19 protein-coding genes are annotated in these 17,643 nt (G+C 40.3%); 9 read left to right on the top strand and 10 right to left on the bottom strand.

What is annotated here, in order from left to right; genetic code table 11:
- Positions 1-50: 50 nt before the first annotated feature.
- The 4 genes from FTV50_RS05630 to FTV50_RS05615 all read right to left on the bottom strand — a co-directional run bounded on the left by FTV50_RS05630 (position 51) and on the right by FTV50_RS05615 (position 2,942).
- On the bottom strand, positions 51-1,217 hold the full coding sequence (locus FTV50_RS05630) for a cupin domain-containing protein (protein ID WP_180023795.1): 1,167 nt from the start codon (positions 1,215-1,217) through the stop codon (positions 51-53).
- Positions 1,218-1,313: 96 nt separating this feature from the next.
- A complete protein-coding gene (locus tag FTV50_RS05625; protein WP_162689708.1) occupies positions 1,314-1,859 on the bottom strand; it encodes a hypothetical protein in 546 nt (181 codons plus the stop codon).
- A gap of 106 nt (positions 1,860-1,965) precedes the next feature.
- Positions 1,966-2,559 (bottom strand): nucleoside triphosphate pyrophosphatase, encoded by a 594-nt coding sequence (locus FTV50_RS05620; RefSeq protein ID WP_078193512.1) that lies wholly within the window; start codon positions 2,557-2,559, stop codon positions 1,966-1,968.
- Positions 2,559-2,942, bottom strand: coding sequence for a DUF2237 family protein (locus FTV50_RS05615; protein WP_078193708.1), 384 nt, complete (start codon positions 2,940-2,942; stop codon positions 2,559-2,561). Before FTV50_RS05615 ends, FTV50_RS05620 begins: the two co-directional genes overlap by 1 nt.
- Positions 2,943-3,082: 140 nt before the next feature.
- Between FTV50_RS05615 and FTV50_RS05610 the strand changes: the two genes are divergently transcribed.
- The 4 genes from FTV50_RS05610 (at position 3,083) to FTV50_RS05595 (ending at position 6,823) form a co-directional block, all read left to right on the top strand.
- Positions 3,083-4,270 carry a phosphoglycerate kinase gene (locus FTV50_RS05610; protein WP_180023794.1) on the top strand — a complete coding sequence of 396 codons (1,188 nt, stop codon included), beginning with the start codon at positions 3,083-3,085 and terminating at the stop codon, positions 4,268-4,270.
- Positions 4,271-4,421: 151 nt separating this feature from the next.
- On the top strand, positions 4,422-4,697 hold the full coding sequence (locus FTV50_RS05605; protein ID WP_078193510.1) for a hypothetical protein: 276 nt from the start codon (positions 4,422-4,424) through the stop codon (positions 4,695-4,697).
- Between the two features lie 122 nt (positions 4,698-4,819).
- A complete protein-coding gene (gene fba / locus FTV50_RS05600) occupies positions 4,820-5,857 on the top strand; it encodes a class II fructose-bisphosphate aldolase (protein WP_078193509.1) in 1,038 nt (345 codons plus the stop codon).
- 111 nt (positions 5,858-5,968) lie between these two features.
- On the top strand, positions 5,969-6,823 hold the full coding sequence (locus FTV50_RS05595; RefSeq protein WP_180023793.1) for an EamA family transporter: 855 nt from the start codon (positions 5,969-5,971) through the stop codon (positions 6,821-6,823).
- Here FTV50_RS05595 and FTV50_RS05590 read toward each other — a convergent pair.
- The 3 genes from FTV50_RS05590 to nfsB form a co-directional block, all read right to left on the bottom strand.
- Entirely contained in the window at positions 6,783-7,013 is a 231-nt protein-coding gene (locus FTV50_RS05590; protein ID WP_257223861.1) for a hypothetical protein, read from the bottom strand. The genes FTV50_RS05595 and FTV50_RS05590 overlap by 41 nt on opposite strands.
- 148 nt (positions 7,014-7,161) lie before the next feature.
- Positions 7,162-7,395: a hypothetical protein gene (locus FTV50_RS05585; protein WP_078188692.1), complete on the bottom strand. Its 234-nt coding sequence runs from the start codon at positions 7,393-7,395 to the stop codon at positions 7,162-7,164.
- 115 nt (positions 7,396-7,510) lie between these two features.
- Complete coding sequence (gene nfsB, locus FTV50_RS05580; protein WP_180023792.1) at positions 7,511-8,164, bottom strand: oxygen-insensitive NAD(P)H nitroreductase; 654 nt, start codon at positions 8,162-8,164, stop codon at positions 7,511-7,513.
- 252 nt (positions 8,165-8,416) lie between these two features.
- Between nfsB and hpaI the strand changes: the two genes are divergently transcribed.
- Both hpaI and FTV50_RS05570 read left to right on the top strand, forming a co-directional pair.
- Positions 8,417-9,211, top strand: coding sequence for a 4-hydroxy-2-oxoheptanedioate aldolase (gene hpaI, locus FTV50_RS05575; protein WP_180023791.1), 795 nt, complete (start codon positions 8,417-8,419; stop codon positions 9,209-9,211).
- Between the two features lie 327 nt (positions 9,212-9,538).
- A complete protein-coding gene (locus FTV50_RS05570; RefSeq protein ID WP_111883736.1) occupies positions 9,539-9,757 on the top strand; it encodes a transposase in 219 nt (72 codons plus the stop codon).
- 50 nt (positions 9,758-9,807) lie between these two features.
- On the opposite strand, the gene FTV50_RS05565 is transcribed toward FTV50_RS05570, so the two are convergent.
- Positions 9,808-11,217, bottom strand: coding sequence for an LLM class flavin-dependent oxidoreductase (locus FTV50_RS05565; protein ID WP_180023790.1), 1,410 nt, complete (start codon positions 11,215-11,217; stop codon positions 9,808-9,810).
- Positions 11,218-11,521: 304 nt separating this feature from the next.
- Here FTV50_RS05565 and FTV50_RS05560 point away from each other — a divergent pair, with 304 nt between their 5' ends.
- Positions 11,522-12,769: an SfnB family sulfur acquisition oxidoreductase gene (locus tag FTV50_RS05560; protein ID WP_180023789.1), complete on the top strand. Its 1,248-nt coding sequence runs from the start codon at positions 11,522-11,524 to the stop codon at positions 12,767-12,769.
- Between the two features lie 12 nt (positions 12,770-12,781).
- Entirely contained in the window at positions 12,782-14,041 is a 1,260-nt protein-coding gene (locus FTV50_RS05555) for a monooxygenase (RefSeq protein WP_180023788.1), read from the top strand.
- Positions 14,042-14,277: 236 nt separating this feature from the next.
- On the opposite strand, the gene FTV50_RS05550 is transcribed toward FTV50_RS05555, so the two are convergent.
- Positions 14,278-14,997 carry a UDP-2,3-diacylglucosamine diphosphatase gene (locus FTV50_RS05550; RefSeq protein WP_180023787.1) on the bottom strand — a complete coding sequence of 240 codons (720 nt, stop codon included), beginning with the start codon at positions 14,995-14,997 and terminating at the stop codon, positions 14,278-14,280.
- A gap of 109 nt (positions 14,998-15,106) precedes the next feature.
- Entirely contained in the window at positions 15,107-15,616 is a 510-nt protein-coding gene (locus FTV50_RS05545) for a peptidylprolyl isomerase (protein ID WP_180023786.1), read from the bottom strand.
- A 168-nt stretch (positions 15,617-15,784) separates the two neighbouring features.
- Between FTV50_RS05545 and FTV50_RS05540 the strand changes: the two genes are divergently transcribed.
- Entirely contained in the window at positions 15,785-17,512 is a 1,728-nt protein-coding gene (locus FTV50_RS05540; protein WP_180023785.1) for a glutamine--tRNA ligase/YqeY domain fusion protein, read from the top strand.
- Positions 17,513-17,643 lie beyond the last annotated feature (131 nt).

The raw sequence follows: 17,643 nt of genomic DNA, 5'->3' as shown, positions 1-17,643 counted from the left end.
TGCTTTTCAGCAGTATAAAAAGGGAGCATGACGCTCCCTTTTTATTGAGTTTATTCAGCTTCCGTTGGGACGAGCATCAGCACAGATTCATTTAATAGCATGGCAATATCTTCTAAGATATCAGCATCATATAAAGATTCGTCTAGCGCTAGACTTTGGCCATCGGCAATGGTTTTTAAATGCACTGCAAATTCGTCTGAGATACAGATTCCTTCGCCATTTGCCCAAAACAAAATATCACCGTCTTGCTCTGTATATAGTAAGCGTGAAGCCGGTTCTAACATGAGCTGATAGCCTTGATCTAGAGCTTCCTCTAAATCACCAGTGCCGATTTCTTCGGCTTCAGGAATATTGTCAGGATATTTAGGTTCTGACATTAAGCTCATGATTGCATCTTCAAGTACGGTTGAATTTTGCAATTGTTCAAATAACTTTTCTTTTAAATACTCAAGTTCATTTTCAGTCACTTGGCCGATCGCACTGATTTGATCACGTAAAATATCAGTTAATGGATTTTTAAGTAGAGGATTGTCTGTGAATTTGTCTGTCACTCGATCCATCATTTCAGTGACATTTGGCATGCGGAAGCCAAATGAATAGGTCAGACATTCATCTTCAGCTACGCCATAGTGTGATAGGCCTGGTGGCACATAAAGTAAGTCGCCGGGAGCAAGCACTTCATCAAAATGTACGTCCATTTCTGGTAGTAAGCGAAGTGGTTGACCTTCTACAAATGCAGTATCTGCATCACACATCTGACCCAATTGCCAACGGCGATGACCATAGCCTTGTACGAGGAAGACATCGTAAAAATCAAAATGTTGTCCGACAGAGCCGCCTTTTTGTGCATACGACACCATGATGTCATCACGACGCCATTGCGGAATAAATGAAAACTGCTTCCAAAGCTCGGCTAGGTCAAAAGAATAATGATCGACAGCTTGAACCAATAAAGTCCACAGTTTCGGCATTTTTTGAAAATCGGCTTTAAGTAGTGGGGAAGATTTCACTGTCCATTGGTTAGGATCACGATCTTTTTGTTTGATGAGACGTGCAGTGACGTTATCTTCTAAAGCCAATTCAAGAACATCTTTCGGTTCAAGTATTTGGGTAATTTCAGGGAGTGCATTACGAACCAATAATGGTTTTTTTTGCCAATATTCGGCAAGGAATTGTTCAGCGCTGATGCCGCCGAGGATGTCAAGAGAATGAGCCATAGCTAAATACATACAATTTCAATGGATATATTGTCCCTTGAGATTCCTGTTTTTAGCAAGGCTCTATTTCATTAAATTATTGTGATTAGCTTGAGACTATTTTAAAGGATTGTCTTTGAGATATTGCATGACTAATTTTTCAACTTCCAAATCATAGCTATTGGCAGCAGCCGTAGTCGCTGAAAATTTCATGAATTGCTCAAAATGTGCATTGGTGTCAATTTTAGTATTTTCTTTGTCAGACATTAATTTAAAATGATTCGGCATGACTTTTGCCATCATTTCAACATTTTCGGTTTGTAGTTTTAGAAGTTTTTTCACTTCAACTGTTTGTGGCTGAATGCTTTCAAATTTTTGTTTGCCTAGAGCAACCAGTTTATTGATTTGTTGTTCTGGCGTGTTACTACCACCGGTTTTGGTCTTAGTGCCTAGCTGTTGAATGATTTGCTCCTGCATTGCAGCGCCTTGTTGTTCTAATTCAGCATAGATAAATTTATATTGAACCCACTCATTGACTAAGTTTTTGTTGTATTGCTGAGAGTTGGTCACAGTTTGATTCACTGTATTGGTATGACCGTTTGTCGAACAAAATAGAAGGCTAATGCTAATGAGGCTAGATGAAATTAAATTAAACGTTTTCATGTTTTCAGTTCTTGGTTGTAATAAATAAGTAAGTGACTTTTTAATCATTAGCCCATAAAGAGCTAATGATGTGTTTATTATGCTGTAACAGATAAAGATTTTAAAATTATGGGACTAAGATCTTAAGCTCACGCAAAATATTGCAGAGTTTAATCATCGGCATACCCATGAGTGTAGTTTGGTCTTGCCCGATCATTTCTTCAAATAAGCTAATCCCTAAACTTTCACATTTAAAACTGCCAGCGCAGTGTAACGGTTGTTCAACCTGAACATAACGTTCAATTTCAGGCAAGCTAAGTTTGCGAAACTTCACTTTATAGTGCTCGACAAGGGTTTGTTCAAAACCTGTCGATTTTTGTTGGACACTGAGTGCCGTACTGAAATAAACGATTTTGTCAGAATTGGCTTGAAGCTGCTTAATGGCTTTTTCATCGCAAAGCGGTTTACCGATAAAAATATCTGGTGCGCCTTCGCGCCATGCGACTTGGTCAGAACCAATCACAATCGCGTCTGGGTGTTGGTTTGCAATTGCTGAAGCTTTTTCAAATGCCAGTCGCTTTGCTAACTCATCAGCGTGGTTCTCACCACGAGGTGTTTCGTCTATATCTGGTACGATTGAGAGGTAATCAATCCGTAAACGGTCCATTAGGTCTTTACGGGTTTGGCTGCTAGAAGCCAAAATGATTTTGGAAGTACTCATTACACTGCATATTCCATAAGTACATCAAGCGGTACATAAGACAGCACCGCTTGGTGACACGCTTGTATTTTAATAGGTGGGGCAAATCCTTCTTGATACGCTTCCACCCAGCGAGTCACACAGATACACCAGAAGTCACCAGGTTGTAGTCCTGGAAAACCAACTTCGGGTAAGGGTGTGATTAGGTCATTGCCAACTTTTTGGGAAAAGTTTAAAAATTCAGATGTCATTTGTGCACACATCGTATGCTGACCAAGGTCTGTTGTTGCTGTATGGCAAAAGCCATTTCTAAAATATCCGGTAATCGGATCAAAACAACAGCTTGCCAAGGGTTCGCCTAAAACATTTAAACGATTAATATTTGGGTCTGGATGAATCGACATAAGCACTGAATCTTTATAAGGCTTTTCGCTATCATAACAAAACTTTGGCTCGACATAGCTTTTCTGCAAAAGAAGCTAACGTTTTTCTGCATAATCATTTAAAATCGTCGCGTTTTGATATCAATAAAAGAGAGTAATGCATGAACTTTCAGCGTATGACTGACCTAGATTTGGCGGGTAAACGTGTTCTGATCCGTGAAGATCTTAACGTACCAGTTAAAAATGGCGTGATTACAAGCGATGCACGTTTACGTGCGGCGTTGCCAACAATTAAAGCAGCTTTAGAAAAAGGTGCTGCTGTAATGGTGTATTCACACTTAGGTCGTCCTGTTGAAGGTGAGCCTAAAGCAGAACAGTCTCTAGCACCTGTAGCCGCTTATTTAACAGAAGCTTTGGGTCAAGATGTTCAACTGATCACTGATTATTTAGACGGTGTTGACGTTGCGCCAGGTCAAGTGGTTTTACTAGAAAACTGCCGTTTCAACGTAGGTGAAAAGAAAAACAATCCTGAATTATCTGCTAAATATGCAGCACTTTGTGATGTTTACGTTATGGATGCATTTGGTACGGCTCACCGTGCAGAAGCATCGACTGAAGGCGTAGCACGTTGTGCAAAAGTGGCTGCCGCAGGTCCTTTACTTGCTGCTGAGCTTGATGCGCTAGGCCGTGCACTTAAAACTCCTGCAAAACCAATGGTTGCGATTGTTGCAGGCTCAAAAGTTTCTACTAAATTAGATGTATTAACTTCACTATCTGACATCTGTGATCAATTGATCGTGGGTGGTGGTATTGCCAATACATTCTTAGCTGCTGCGGGCTTTAATGTTGGTAAATCACTTTGTGAAAATGACCTGATCGACACAGCAAAAGCCATTGCTGCAAAAGTATCTGTACCACTTCCAACAGATGTTGTTGTTGCTGATGCTGCTGAAATTGATTTTGCAGACTTCCTCGGTTCATTAGCTGCTGCTAAAGCTGTCGTGAAAAAAGTTGAAGATGTAACAGACAACGACATGATTTTGGATGTGGGCCCTGAAACTGCAAAAGCATTTGCAGAAATCTTGAAAACTTCAAAAACTATTCTATGGAATGGTCCAGTAGGTGTGTTTGAAGTTGATCAATTCGGCGAAGGCACCAAAGCATTGTCTTTATCGATTGCAGAATCTGAAGGCTTCTCGATCGCGGGTGGTGGTGACACGCTTGCTGCAATTGATAAATATGAAGTTGCAGACAATATTGGTTACATCTCGACTGGTGGTGGTGCTTTCCTTGAATTCGTTGAAGGTAAAACTCTTCCTGCTGTAGCAGCGCTTCTTGACCGTGCTTAATTTAGTATTATTAATAAGATAGTACAGTATTAAAAAAGGTTGGCTTCGGTCAGCCTTTTTTTATCGCCCATTCATTTTGCCGTCATCAAAGTGCAATATTTCTGCAATAAAATTCATCGCAACACCTAATTTGCAGTAGTAGGAAACAACGATGAACTTAAAACTTGCACTTGCTGTACTTTTAATCGCACCATTAACTTTGACAGCTTGTGCTAAAAAAGAGTCTGCACCAACGGAATCAGAAGCATCTGCTGTTGCCGTAGACAATGCTCAAACAACGCCAGAACAACAAAAAGCCATTGATGAACTTGATAAGCCAGTATTGGATGAAAAGAACCAAGATGTTCCTGCTGAAATTGCAAATGCACCTGCAGACGAAGCAACAGCTGACGCTGAAACAGCCGCTTCAGCAGCAGCAGCTCACTAAGATTGTTGTCTTTATTTAAAAAGTCCCTGCAAATGCAGGGATTTTTTTTTAAATAGTGTTATTTGTTGCTGAATTGAAATGATTGAGCATGTAGAATATGCGGCATTACCTGGGAGGATATTATGGCTCTTATTTCATTGCGCCAGCTCTTGGATCACGCCGGCGAACATGCTTACGGCGTACCAGCATTCAACGTAAACAACTTAGAACAAATGCGTGCAATTATGCTTGCAGCAGATGCAACAAATTCACCTGTAATTGTACAAGCATCTGCGGGTGCACGTAAGTATGCAGGCGCTCCGTTCTTGCGTCATTTGATTTTGGCAGCAATCGAAGAATGGCCACATATTCCTGTGGTTATGCACCAAGACCATGGTACTAGCCCTGATGTATGTCAACGTTCTATTCAACTTGGCTTCTCATCAGTGATGATGGACGGTTCTTTAGGTGAAGACGGTAAAACGCCAACTTCATACGAATACAACGTAGACGTGACTCGTCGTACTGTTCAAATGGCACATGCGTGTGGCGTTTCAGTAGAAGGCGAAATCGGTTGTTTAGGTAGCCTTGAAACTGGTATGGCTGGTGAAGAAGATGGTGTAGGCGCTGAAGGCGTACTTGATCATTCTCAGCTTTTAACTTCAGTTGAAGAAGCGCGTTCATTTGTAGCCGATACTAATGTTGATGCACTTGCAATTGCAGTGGGTACTTCACACGGTGCGTACAAATTTACTCGCCCACCTACAGGTGACATCTTAGCGATTGACCGTATTAAAGAAATTCACGCAGCGTTACCAAATACGCATCTTGTAATGCACGGCTCAAGCTCTGTGCCACAAGAATGGTTGGCTGTAATTAATGAATTCGGTGGTAACATCGGCGAAACTTATGGTGTTCCAGTAGACCAACTTGTAGACGCAATCAAACACGGTGTTCGTAAAATTAACATCGATACTGACTTACGTCTTGCATCTACAGGTGCTATGCGCCGTATGATGGCTGAAAAACCAGCTGAATTTGACCCACGTAAATTCTTCTCTGCAACTGTTGATGCAATGAAACAAATTTGTATCGATCGTTATGAAGCATTTGGTACAGCGGGTAATGCTGACAAGATTCGTCCAATTTCTTTAGAGAAAATGGTGAGTCACTATAAATAATTTGTCTTGAGATAGATTATTTTTGAAGAAAAGCCCACAATTAAGTGGGCTTTTCTTTGATTTGAACTTAGAAAAATTGCTTTAAATACAACTCAAGAATAAGAGCGTGTCATGGAATTGATCTTTGCTGCCGCGATTTGCAGTGTTCTCGTTTCAGTAATTCTAAAACTCTGTCGTGATCGGGGTTTTAACCCTGCACAAATGATCACATGGAATTATGCATCTGCGAGTATTTTATGTTTTCTATGGTTTAAGCCGCATCTAGCGCATATTTCGATTAATAAAACGCCGTGGGTTTTAATTGCGGCTTTGGGTGTATTACTGCCGACAATTTTTTATTGCTTAGCACGCTCACTGCAAACAGCGGGTATTTTAAAAACCGAATTGGCTCAGCGCTTATCTGTTGTGCTTTCTCTTAGCGCAGCCTATTTTATTTTCAGTGAATATTTTAATGCCATTAAGCTCATTGGTATTGCACTTGGTGTACTTGCGGTATTGCTGATTTTATTTTCACAGCGCAAGGGAAGCATTGATGGAAAGCAGGGGATTTTATTTTTATTAAGCGTTTGGGCAGGCTATGCACTGATTGATGTGTTATTAAAATTTGCCTCAGGTTTGGGCATGCAGTTTGCAGTGACTTTAAATCTGGTGTTTATTTGTGCATTTTTACTTTCGAGTATTTATAACATCGTACAGCACGGCAGTTTGGGGCAGACCAAAAATATCCTCGCTGGATTGGGCTTAGGTCTCTTAAACTTTGCCAATATTGCACTGTATGTGAAAGCCCACATGTTGCTTAAAGACACACCTGCAATCGTGTTTGCTGGAATGAATATTTTGGTCGTGGTTTTAGGTGTGGTTGCGGGCCTTATCATCTTTAAAGAAAAATTGAGAGTCGCAACCGTATTTGGTTTGATTGCAGGGATCATGAGTGTGGTTTGCTTAGCATATGCCATGTCTGTCTAAGATAATTTTTAGCAAAAACGATCGGGTGCTGTAGTACATCATCCCATTCAGCCACGCCCATGAGCAGTCCTTGATCTCGACAGGTTGGACACTCAGGGCAGTGATGATCAGTATATTGATAAGTATGCAGATACATTTGATGGCAATGACCGCATTCAAACTTCATCGGCATTTGTAGTAAATATGACATGTCCCACCTCTGCTTGATTTGTTGTTTTGATTCAATTTATTCAGCAAAGTTCAGACCAATTTATAAATTTTATATTTTCACATTGTTGCTAAATATGTCGTTATAAAAAAAGCCCTCGATTTGAGGGCTTTTAGTTTTAGATGCATAGTTAACGTGTGAGTTGTTGAAAACGTTGTAAGGTGTTTTCAAAATAACATTTACCCACAGCAACAGGGTGCTTCAGGAAATCTTGAGTTTCAATGGTGCCTTGTAACTGACCCGGTTGTTTACAGTTTGGGCAGTTTGGATAGCTATGGAGCATATCGCCCGCGTATTTTTGTAAATAAACCGTATTGCACGCTTCGCAATGAAATTTCATGGGTAATTTTATAGCTGTAGGCATAGGGAGAGACCTGAGTATATTTTGAGCAGAATATACTCGATAATTGTTTAAATAATAAGTCCCGAAATGACAAAAAAGAGGCAAAATTGCCCCTTTCGTCGGTTTTATGGAAAGCTTAGAGGTGTGTAAAAATTTCTTCAGCATTCAGACGTGATTTAGGTAATTTCGCATTGAAATCATTTTCGCTACGATAGCCTAAAGTCATCAGTACAGAAGGAATCAAGTTTTGTTCAACTAAGCCCAATTCTTCAGAGATGATCGCTTCGTCAAATCCGCCAATTGGAGTTGCATCCACACCTTCAATGCCTGCTGCCAAAAGCATTTGACCTAAAGCAATAAATGTTTGGTTTTCAGCCCAACGTTGAATATCACCTTTTTCATTACGATAATAATCGACATAACCTGTACGGCTGTCTTTTTGACCTTGTTTGGCTTTGTCATCTTTAAAGCGACCACTACGATCATCCTGATTTAAAAGATTATCTAAATGCTCTGCAGTGATGTCTGCTTTAGTACAGAATAAAATCGTATGTGATGAATCTAAAACTTTTGGGGCATTGTAGGCATATTTTCCTACTAAGGCTTTGGCAATGCGTTGTTTGGCTGCATCATGATCTGCAATAAAAAAATGCCAAGGCTGAATATTGATGGAAGATGGTGTTAAACGGAGTATTTGTAATAAACGCTCAAATTGTTCCTGTGGAATTTTTTTAGCAGGATTATATGCTTTCGTGGTATAGCGTTGTTTTGATACGTTTAACAGATCCATCGAATATCTCCAGATATAGTTTGCTGTAGTTTAGCGGATAAATGGACAAATGGTCTAAGGAGAAAATTTTCCAAAGATAGATCTTAGTCGTATATGCTGGACTCAATGGCTAAAAATTAACAGATTTAAGCTGTATGAAGTGCGAATTAGAGTTATATAAAATCATAAGATAGATAAATGCTATTGGTAGTTTTTGCCAAAAGGCGTTTAATCAATTGTAGTTAATCATAGTTTAAGCATGAGACAGCAGCGATGGATTACACCAATCATTTCAAGAAAAAATTAAAAACCGAACAGCAGATTGGTTTGTGGGTCGGTTTAGCCGATGCTTATGGTACTGAAATAGCTGCAAATGCAGGTTATGACTGGTTGCTCATTGATGGTGAGCATGCGCCAAGTGACTTGCGGACGACATTGTCGCAATTGCAAAGTATTGCAGCATATCCTTCGCAAGCTGTGGTTCGACCTCCAATTGGTAGTTTGCAACTTATTAAACAATTGTTGGATATAGGTGCGCAAACCTTGCTCATCCCTATGGTCGAAACTGTTGAACAAGCTCAACTTATGGTTAAGGCAGTACGTTATCCACCCGAGGGTATTAGAGGTGTTGGTGCAGCATTAGCACGTGCAACACGTTGGAACAGTATTGCTGACTATTATGCAAATGCACATGAAAATATTTGTTTACTGATTCAGATTGAGTCGGTTGAAGGGATTAAAAACTTAGATGAAATACTGAAAATTGATGGCATCGATGGGGTGTTTATTGGTGCAGTAGATTTGTCGGCGACGATGGGTTATCAAGGGAATCCGAATCATCCTGAAGTACAAAAAACCGTGATTGATGCGATTCAGCGCATACGTAAGGCGGGTAAAGCTGCAGGTATTTTGTCGACACAACATGATGTGACTCAAAAGTATATCGAGTTAGGCACAGAATTTGTTGCCGTGGGTGTCGATACCAGTGTGCTCATGAATTCGTTACGTGAACTTTTATCGAAATACAAAAATGATACCCCAGTAATGAAAACAGAAGGTGGTTACTAAGCGATACAGCCTTCGTTATATTATTCACTGTATGGGTAATTAATTTACTCGATGGTTAAAATTTTAATTCAATAATTTTAGCAAAAGTAGTGGCTTAGAGTATATGTAAACTCTACTTTTGCTAATCAAAGCACAATATTGTATACTTCTGCTTAACTCGAAGCGGGTAATGTTCCTGCTTATCTTTTTTATTTAGCTGATTGTGATTTATCTGTATTCAAGCTTCTGACTTGAATCTTATCTTTGTAACTACAGAATTATTATTCCAAACCCGATTGATTAATCTCTTTGTTCTGTCACAAAAAGCTCACATGTTGAGTAAATCTTTTGAATATTTTAAATACTTGGCAAACTGCCAAAGCTGTAAATGGCGATGAAATTAATGTGAAATTGGTGCCTTTGAAACGTCAACAAAATACCAATGCTGGTTTAATTTGGGTTGATGTTGGGCAAATGATTGAATTAGAAACAGGTGAGACATTTAACCTGAATCTAGATGGTAAAAGCTTCTATACTGGCCCAAACCAGCTATATCGCTTAGCCTGAAAGCAAAAAACAGCAGATCATCTGCTGTTTTTTTGCCTAAAAAAAGCGGCTTAAGCCATTTCAAGGTGTTGATGCTTGTTCGCAACTTGAGCGTGATTTTTATATCGGTATTGCGCCGCACGGTGGTTGTCGGGCAATTTCGCGCCTTGGCCGAAGAGTTTTTCACGCAAGGTTCCGTCAGCATATTCTGTTTGATATACACCACGACGTTGTAATTCTGGTACCACGTATTCCACAATATCTTCAAAACTCTTATGCGCCAATATGTAGGCTAAGTTAAAGCCATCGATACCAGTGTACTCAATCCACTCTTGTAAGCGGTCTGCCACGGTAGTTGGTGAGCCAACAATGACTGGGCCGTTACCGCCGACACTGGTCCATTTTGCAATTTCCTGAATCGTCCAAATTTTATCAGGATCTGCCTCTACATAAGATTGCAGCATGGATTGAATGGCATTGGTCTGAATGTATTCAACTTGATCGGTTGGTTTAAACTGCGAAAAGTCGACACCTGACCAGCCCGAAGCAAGCGTCAAACCACCATCATAGCTGCCATATTGCTGATATTCACAGAATTTTGCTTGGGCTTTTTCATCGGTCTCATCAACCACTATGGCCAGCATGGTATAGATCAGGACAGAATGGGGATCTTTGCCTTCTTTTACTAAATTATGCCGAATACCATTGGCCAGTTTTTTTACTGCAATTTGAGTCGGTGCCGAGATGAAAACACATTCTGCATTTTGACTGGCAAACTGCTGTCCGCGTGCGGATGCGCCAGCTTGATATAAAACCGGTGTACGCTGGGGTGAAGGTTCGCAAATATGAATGCCAGGAACAGTAAAGTATTTTCCTTCATGTTGAATTGGATGCACTTTGCGGTGATCAGCAAAGATACCATTTTGTTTATCGCGCAGCACGGCATCATCTTCCCAAGAGCCTTCCCAAAGTTTATAGAGGACTTCTAAGTATTCATCTGCAATGTCATAGCGGTTGTCATGACTGACTTGGGTTTTTAGGCCTAAATTTTTAGAGCCGCTTTCTAGATATGAAGTCACAATATTCCATCCGGCACGGCCTTTCGTCAGGTGATCTAAAGTACTCATACGCCTTGCGAAAGGATAGGGGTGCTCAAATGAAATTGAAGTCGTGACACCAAAGCCTAAATGTTTGGTGACAGCTGCCATTGCAGGAACAATTTGCAAAGGATCATTCACAGGTACTTGGATAGCGCCAGTCAGCGCATGTTCAGCAGAACCGTGGTAGACATCATAAATACCCAAAACATCTGCTATAAATACGCCATCAAATTTTCCGCGTTCTAAAATTTTTGCTAAGTCGGTCCAATATTCTAGGTCTTTGTATTCTGTAGAACGGTCTAATGGATGATGCCACAGACCGGGTGACTGATGTGCAATACAGTTCATTTCAAAGGCATTGAAGCGAATATTTTTAGACATGATTTTTTACTGGGTTATTTAATCTCTTGCATAAGAGGGTATATAAAAATACAGCTGCATTTATTAATAAAAAGTCAAAAACAAATCTGAATAAATGCTAATCATAATTTTTGAATACTTCATATATTCATATGGATAAGCAGATATTTTTTTTGTTTGGTACGGCTTATAAAGATTTTGTTTGACAATTAAAAATGTAAATTCAATGTCATCAAAACTGATTTGTTTTGATGATAATTCTATAAATAATCAAAATAAAAAGTGCTAGCTTATTTGAATAATATCTAAACTGAGCATTTTAATAATGACTTCAAAAATTGAAATTAAACTAAAAGAGGCGCAAAACATTCCGCGCGATTTCTATCAATCTAGCGGTTTAGCGCATATTATTCGATCTGATCAAGAAGCTATCGAGGTTGCTGAACAATTAGCTGTGGAATTTACAAAAGAATCAGCTAAACGCGATCATGAACGCCGCTTACCTTTACAGGAAGTACAGCAATATTCAGCATCAGGCTTGTGGGGCATTACTGTACCGCGTCAATTTGGTGGTGCAGGAGTGAGTTATAAAACCCTTGCAGAAGTGGTCAAAATTATTTCTAGTGCAGACTCATCCCTAGGACAAATTGCTCAAAACCATTGGGCCTTTGTTGAGCATATTCGTTTGGATGCAAATCCATCACAGCAAGAGTTTTTCTTTGATCAAGTCTTACAAGGTAAACGCTTTGGCAATGCATTTTCAGAAAAAGGTTCCAAAACAGTTGCAGAATTAACAACAGCCATTGAGTTTAAAGATGATCATGCGCTCATTAATGGTCAAAAATTCTTTGCAACAGGCGCTTTGCTTGCACATTGGATACCTGTTGTTGCTGTGAATGATGGAAAGCCTTATGCAGCCTTAGTACCCCAGCATACGCCGGGTTTAACCATTATTAACGACTGGAGTGGTTTTGGACAAAGAACGACAGTCAGCGGTTCTGTACTGTTAGACAATGTCAAAGTGGATTTAAATCACATTGTACCCATTCATCAAGCTTTTGAACGTCCAACTGCTGCGGGCGCTATTTCTCAATTCATTCAATCTGCTGTCGATGCTGGTATTGCGCGCGGTGCGATTAATGAAACGATTCAATATGTGCGCCAACATGCACGTCCTTGGATTGACTCAGGCTTAGAAACGGCGGTGCAAGATCCGTATACGATTGCCAACATCGGCGAGTTGAAAATTAAACTCCGAGCTGCAGAGGCAGTGTTGGCTTTGGCGGGTGAAGCGATAGACCGAGCCGTAGAGAACCCAACAGAAGAAACGGTGTCAGAGGCAACACTACTGACAGCAGAATCTAAGGTCCTGACGACTGAAATTGCGTTACTTGCGGCGAATAAACTATTTGAACTCTCAGGCACACGATCAACGTTGTCTGAGCTGAATTTAGACCGTCATTGGCGTAATGCGCGCACGCATACTTTGCACGATCCCGTACGTTGGAAGCTGAATATTGTAGGCAACTACTATTTAAATGATGTACCACCGCCGCGCCATGCTTGGAGTTAAGAGGAGAAGATTATGACGATTCAAAATAATAAACAGCCCTTATCTTTAGGTGCTGACTATGATCAAGTGGCCGCTAAGTTCCGTCCGATTTTTCAGAGAATTGCAGAAGGCGCTTTGGCGCGGGAACAAAATAGGAAACTGCCGTATGATGCAATTTCATGGTTAAAACAAGCTGGATTTGGTGCGGTCCGTGTACCCGTGGCTTTTGGCGGTGAAGGGGTTTCACAAAAACAGTTGTTTCAGCTGTTAATTGAATTGGCTAAGGCCGATTCTAATGTTGTACAGGCATTAAGAGGTCATTTTGCTTTTGTAGAAGACCGTTTAAATGCGCAAAAAACACAAGATCAAACGGTTTGGTTTAAGCGCTTTCTGCAAGGCGATTTGGTCGGTAATGCTTGGACAGAAATCGGAAAAGTTGAAATTGGAGATGTTGTTACCCGAGTTACTGAAAATGCGCAAGGTCAGCTAAGGGTCAATGGTCAAAAATACTATTCTACCGGAACAATCTTTGCAGATTGGATCGATCTATTCGCTTTAGATGAAACAACGAATCAACATGTTATAGCCGCAGTTTCAACACATGACGCTGGCATAAAAGTATACGATGATTGGGATGGCTTTGGCCAAAAAACCACAGGCAGCGGCACACTGAATATTCAAGATGTTAGTATTGATCGTGATCATATTTTGCCGTTCGATCAGCGCTTTAAATATCAAACGGCGTTCTATCAGGTCGTGCATTTGGCAACGCTGGCAGGTATAGCACAAAATGCTGTGGACGTTTTCAGTAATGAAGTCCGTGAACGCACACGTATTTACAGCCATGGTAATGCTGATTTAGTTCGAGATGATGCACAAATTTTACAAGTGATTGGTAAGGCGTCGGCACAGTCTTATGCAGCTGAAGCAATTACACTTCGTGCAGCAGAAGCTTTAGATGTCGCATATTTAAGTCATTTTCAGTCTGATACCCAGTTGGATCAGCAAGCGAATGACCGTGCGGAGCTAGAATCCTCTAAAGGGCAAGTGGTCATATCAGAGTTGGTACTAAATTTGAGTAGTGAGTTGTTTAACGCCTTGGGCGCTTCAGCAAGCTCGACAACTAAACAGTTAGACCGCTTTTGGCGTAATGCTCGTGTAGTGTCATCGCATAATCCATTTATTTATAAACAGAAAGTCATTGGTGATTGGGAGGTTAATCAAACGCCGCTACCATATGTATGGCAAATTGGTAATAGTCCAGCAGTTAAGCAACCTGTCATTGCTGCTTAATAAATATCTGAAGATGTTCACTGTGGATGAAAGTAAGTCCATAGTGAATTCCTTGTGAAATTATTTTTAAGTTTAAACTTTGTTTTTTTTAAGATTTTAAATGACGTTAATCTGCTATATGTAGGATGCAGTTCAATTGATAATCTGTTGAGATAGTCTGGTAAAAGGCTATGTCTTGATATATGGATGTGTTGTTTTAACCAAATTTGACGACAGGATTAACTAAAGTCTAAGGGTTAGTAAGACCATTTTTTTAATTTTAAATCACTCACAGATGGGTTTTCACCAACCTCTAATATTTGAGCTTGTTCTGCGCGCCAGTCCCCTAAAACGATACGTAGTTTTCCATGCACATCATGTATTTGGGGCCGGTGGGTATGTCCATGAATCAGTAGATCGGCTTGGTCTAAAGCTTTTTCTACAGCTTCAGCATTTACATCCATGATGTCATAAGATTTAACTTGCTTAGTTTCTGTACTTTTTTTGCGGAATCCATTGGCTATTTTTTGTCGAATGCTAAGCGGTAAGCTTTTTAAGAAACCTAAAAGCAAAGGATTACGAATCACTTTACGAAACTTTTGGTAAGACACATCATCGGTGCAAAGTAAATCGCCATGTTCGAGACGAATTTTATAGTTGCCAATGTGGAGATAATCCACGTCTTGTAATAATTGACCGTGAAATTTATTTAAAAACTTTTGACCCAATGCAAAGTCACGATTACCCACTTGGAAATAAATTTGATTTCCCAAAGAAGTAAAATCTTTAAGCGCTGCAATGATTTCGTCTAACCATGGGGCAGTAAAGTCATCACCAATCCAAGCATTAAACCAATCACCTAAAATATACAGCTGGGTATTTTGAGTTTTGTATTGTTCTAACAAAGCTAAAAACCCCCGAACGAGTCGAGGGTGTTCAGGTGACAAATGTAAATCAGCGATAAACAGATAGGTCACAAATCTTTTCCTTATCATCCTCAAGGTTTCTCTAGAAAGAGAAACCTTTTTTCATTACTCCATTTTAAAGCGATGCTTTAAAACTCATAAAGAATGGAGAGGACGTTTTTTACTCAGAAATGATTTTAGCTGATTCAATTACAACGTTCTCTAGAGGAACGTCTGCGTGGTAGCCACGGTTACCAGTGCGAACGCTTTTGATTGCGTCAACAACGTCAAGACCTTCAACTACTTTACCAAATACTGCATAGCCCCAACCTTGCGCTGTTTTACCAGTGTGGTTAAGGAAGGTGTTGTTTTTCACGTTAATGAAGAATTGAGCTGAAGCAGAGTGAGGTGCTTGAGTACGTGCCATAGCGATCGTACCAACATCATTGCTTAAACCGTTGTCAGCTTCGTTTTCAATAGAATCACGAGTTGTTTTTTCTTTGAAGTTTTCATCCATGCCGCCGCCTTGGATCATGAAACCATCAATAACACGGTGGAAAATCACGCCGTCATAGAAACCATCGCGAACATACTGTAAGAAGTTTTCAGCAGTTTTAGGTGCTTTTTCAGTGTTAAGCTCAAGAACAATACGACCTTTATTGGTGTTTAATTCGACTTGAGGAAAACTCATTGTGTAATCTCCTGTACATGGACATGAAAGCCATGGGTTTTTTGGTTGTGAGAAGCATAAGCAAACTGTAAACTACAAGGCAAGTAAAAACGTTACTTTCTTTGTTAAAAATAAAGAAAAGCGTTTTAATTATCCTAATTTTATCTTTATAGAAGTGATTTTATTACCATGAAGCCAAACGATGTTGTTTCATCCCTGCCTAACAATCCGACAACCAAGAACAATGCCCCTGTCGAAGCTGCGCAGCAGGAACAACAGCCAGGCTTAGATTTTGTACGTCAAGTCATTACAGATGATTTATCTGCAGGTCGTACCGAACAAGTTGTAACACGTTTTCCACCAGAGCCAAATGGCTACCTACATATTGGTCATGTAAAAGCCATTTGTTTGAACTTTGGTATTGCTCAAGAATTCGCAGGTCTATGTAACCTCCGTTTCGACGATACAAACCCGGATGCCGAAGAACAAGAGTATGTAGACGGTATTGCCAATGACGTGAAATGGCTAGGTTTTGAGTGGAACGGCGAGCCACGTTATGCATCAAGCTATTTTGATCAGCTTTACACTTGGGCAGTGCAATTGATTGAACAAGGTGATGCTTATGTGGATTTGCAGAGCCCTGAAGAAATCAAACTAAACCGCGGTAATTTTGTGGAGCCGGGTAAAAATTCGCCGCAACGTGATGCTAGCGTAGAAGAAAACTTAGCGCGTTTTGAACAAATGCGTAATGGTGAGTTGGGAGAAGGTCAGGCAGTACTACGTGCCAAAATTGATATGACTTCACCTAACATCCATATGCGTGATCCTATTTTGTATCGTATTTTGCATTCTGAACATCACCAAACTGGTGATAAATGGAAAATGTACCCAATGTACGACTATGCGCATCCATTATCAGATGCCATTGAAGGGGTTACGCATTCACTGTGTACACTAGAGTTTGTTGATCACCGTCCATTCTATGACTGGGTTGTCGAGAAAGTTAAATCACCATCTGTACCACATCAGTATGAATCAAGCCGCCTAAATGTAGATTACACCATTACCTCTAAACGTAAATTACGTAAATTGGTTGAAGGTGGTTTTGTGAATGGTTGGGATGACCCACGTATGCCTACCGTTGTGGGTATGCGCCGTCGTGGCTTTACTCCAGAAGGTCTACGTGACTTCTGTAAACGTGTAGGTGTAACGAAAGTTGATGGCAGTATCGTAGATGTTGCAATGCTTGAATACTGCATCCGCCAGTCTCTAGAAAATACTGCTGCTCGTGGTATGGCTGTGTTGAATCCACTCAAAGTGACTTTAACTAACTTGCCTGAAGCAATGGATTTGGTGCATGCACGTCATCCTAACGTTGACATGGGTGACCGTATCATTCCGTTGACTCAAGACATTTACATTGATCGTAAAGACTTTGAAGAAGTTGCGCCTAAAGGCTTTAAACGTTTGATTCCGGGCGGTGAAGTGCGTTTACGTCATGCGTATGTGATTAAGTGTGATGAAGTGATTAAAGACGAGAACGGTGAAGTGGTTGAATTGAAATGTTCAATCGACCCTGAAACTTTAGGTAAAAACCCTGAAGGCCGTAAAGTGAAAGGTGTTGTACATTGGGTTTCTGCAAGCAAGGGTATTGCTGCGGAAGTTCGTATCTACGACCGTTTATTCACTGAATCAGACCCTGAAGTGGGTGATGACTTCCTTGCAAACTTAAATCCAGAATCACTTAAAGTGGTTCAAGCGGTCATTGAGCCTGCATTGGCAGAAGCAAAACCTGAAGATCGTTTCCAATTTGAACGTGAAGGTTACTTTGTTGCAGATCAGTTTGATCATACAGCTGAAAAACCAGTGTTTAACCGCATCTTAGATTTGAAAGACAGTTTTAAACCGGGTAAATAAAATCTTAGTTTTTAAAGGGATTCATCTTTGAATCCCCAATAGGTTAAGATCAAGTAGGTTAAGATTAAGCTCAACTTCGGTTGGGCTTTTTTCATGCTTGAGATGGTTCATTAAGGCAGTACAGAGGGGAA

It is taken from the genome of Acinetobacter sp. YH1901134 (genome assembly GCF_013416965.1).
GTDB lineage: Bacteria > Pseudomonadota > Gammaproteobacteria > Pseudomonadales > Moraxellaceae > Acinetobacter > Acinetobacter amyesii.
This window is presented reverse-complemented; position numbering and strand designations above follow the sequence as displayed.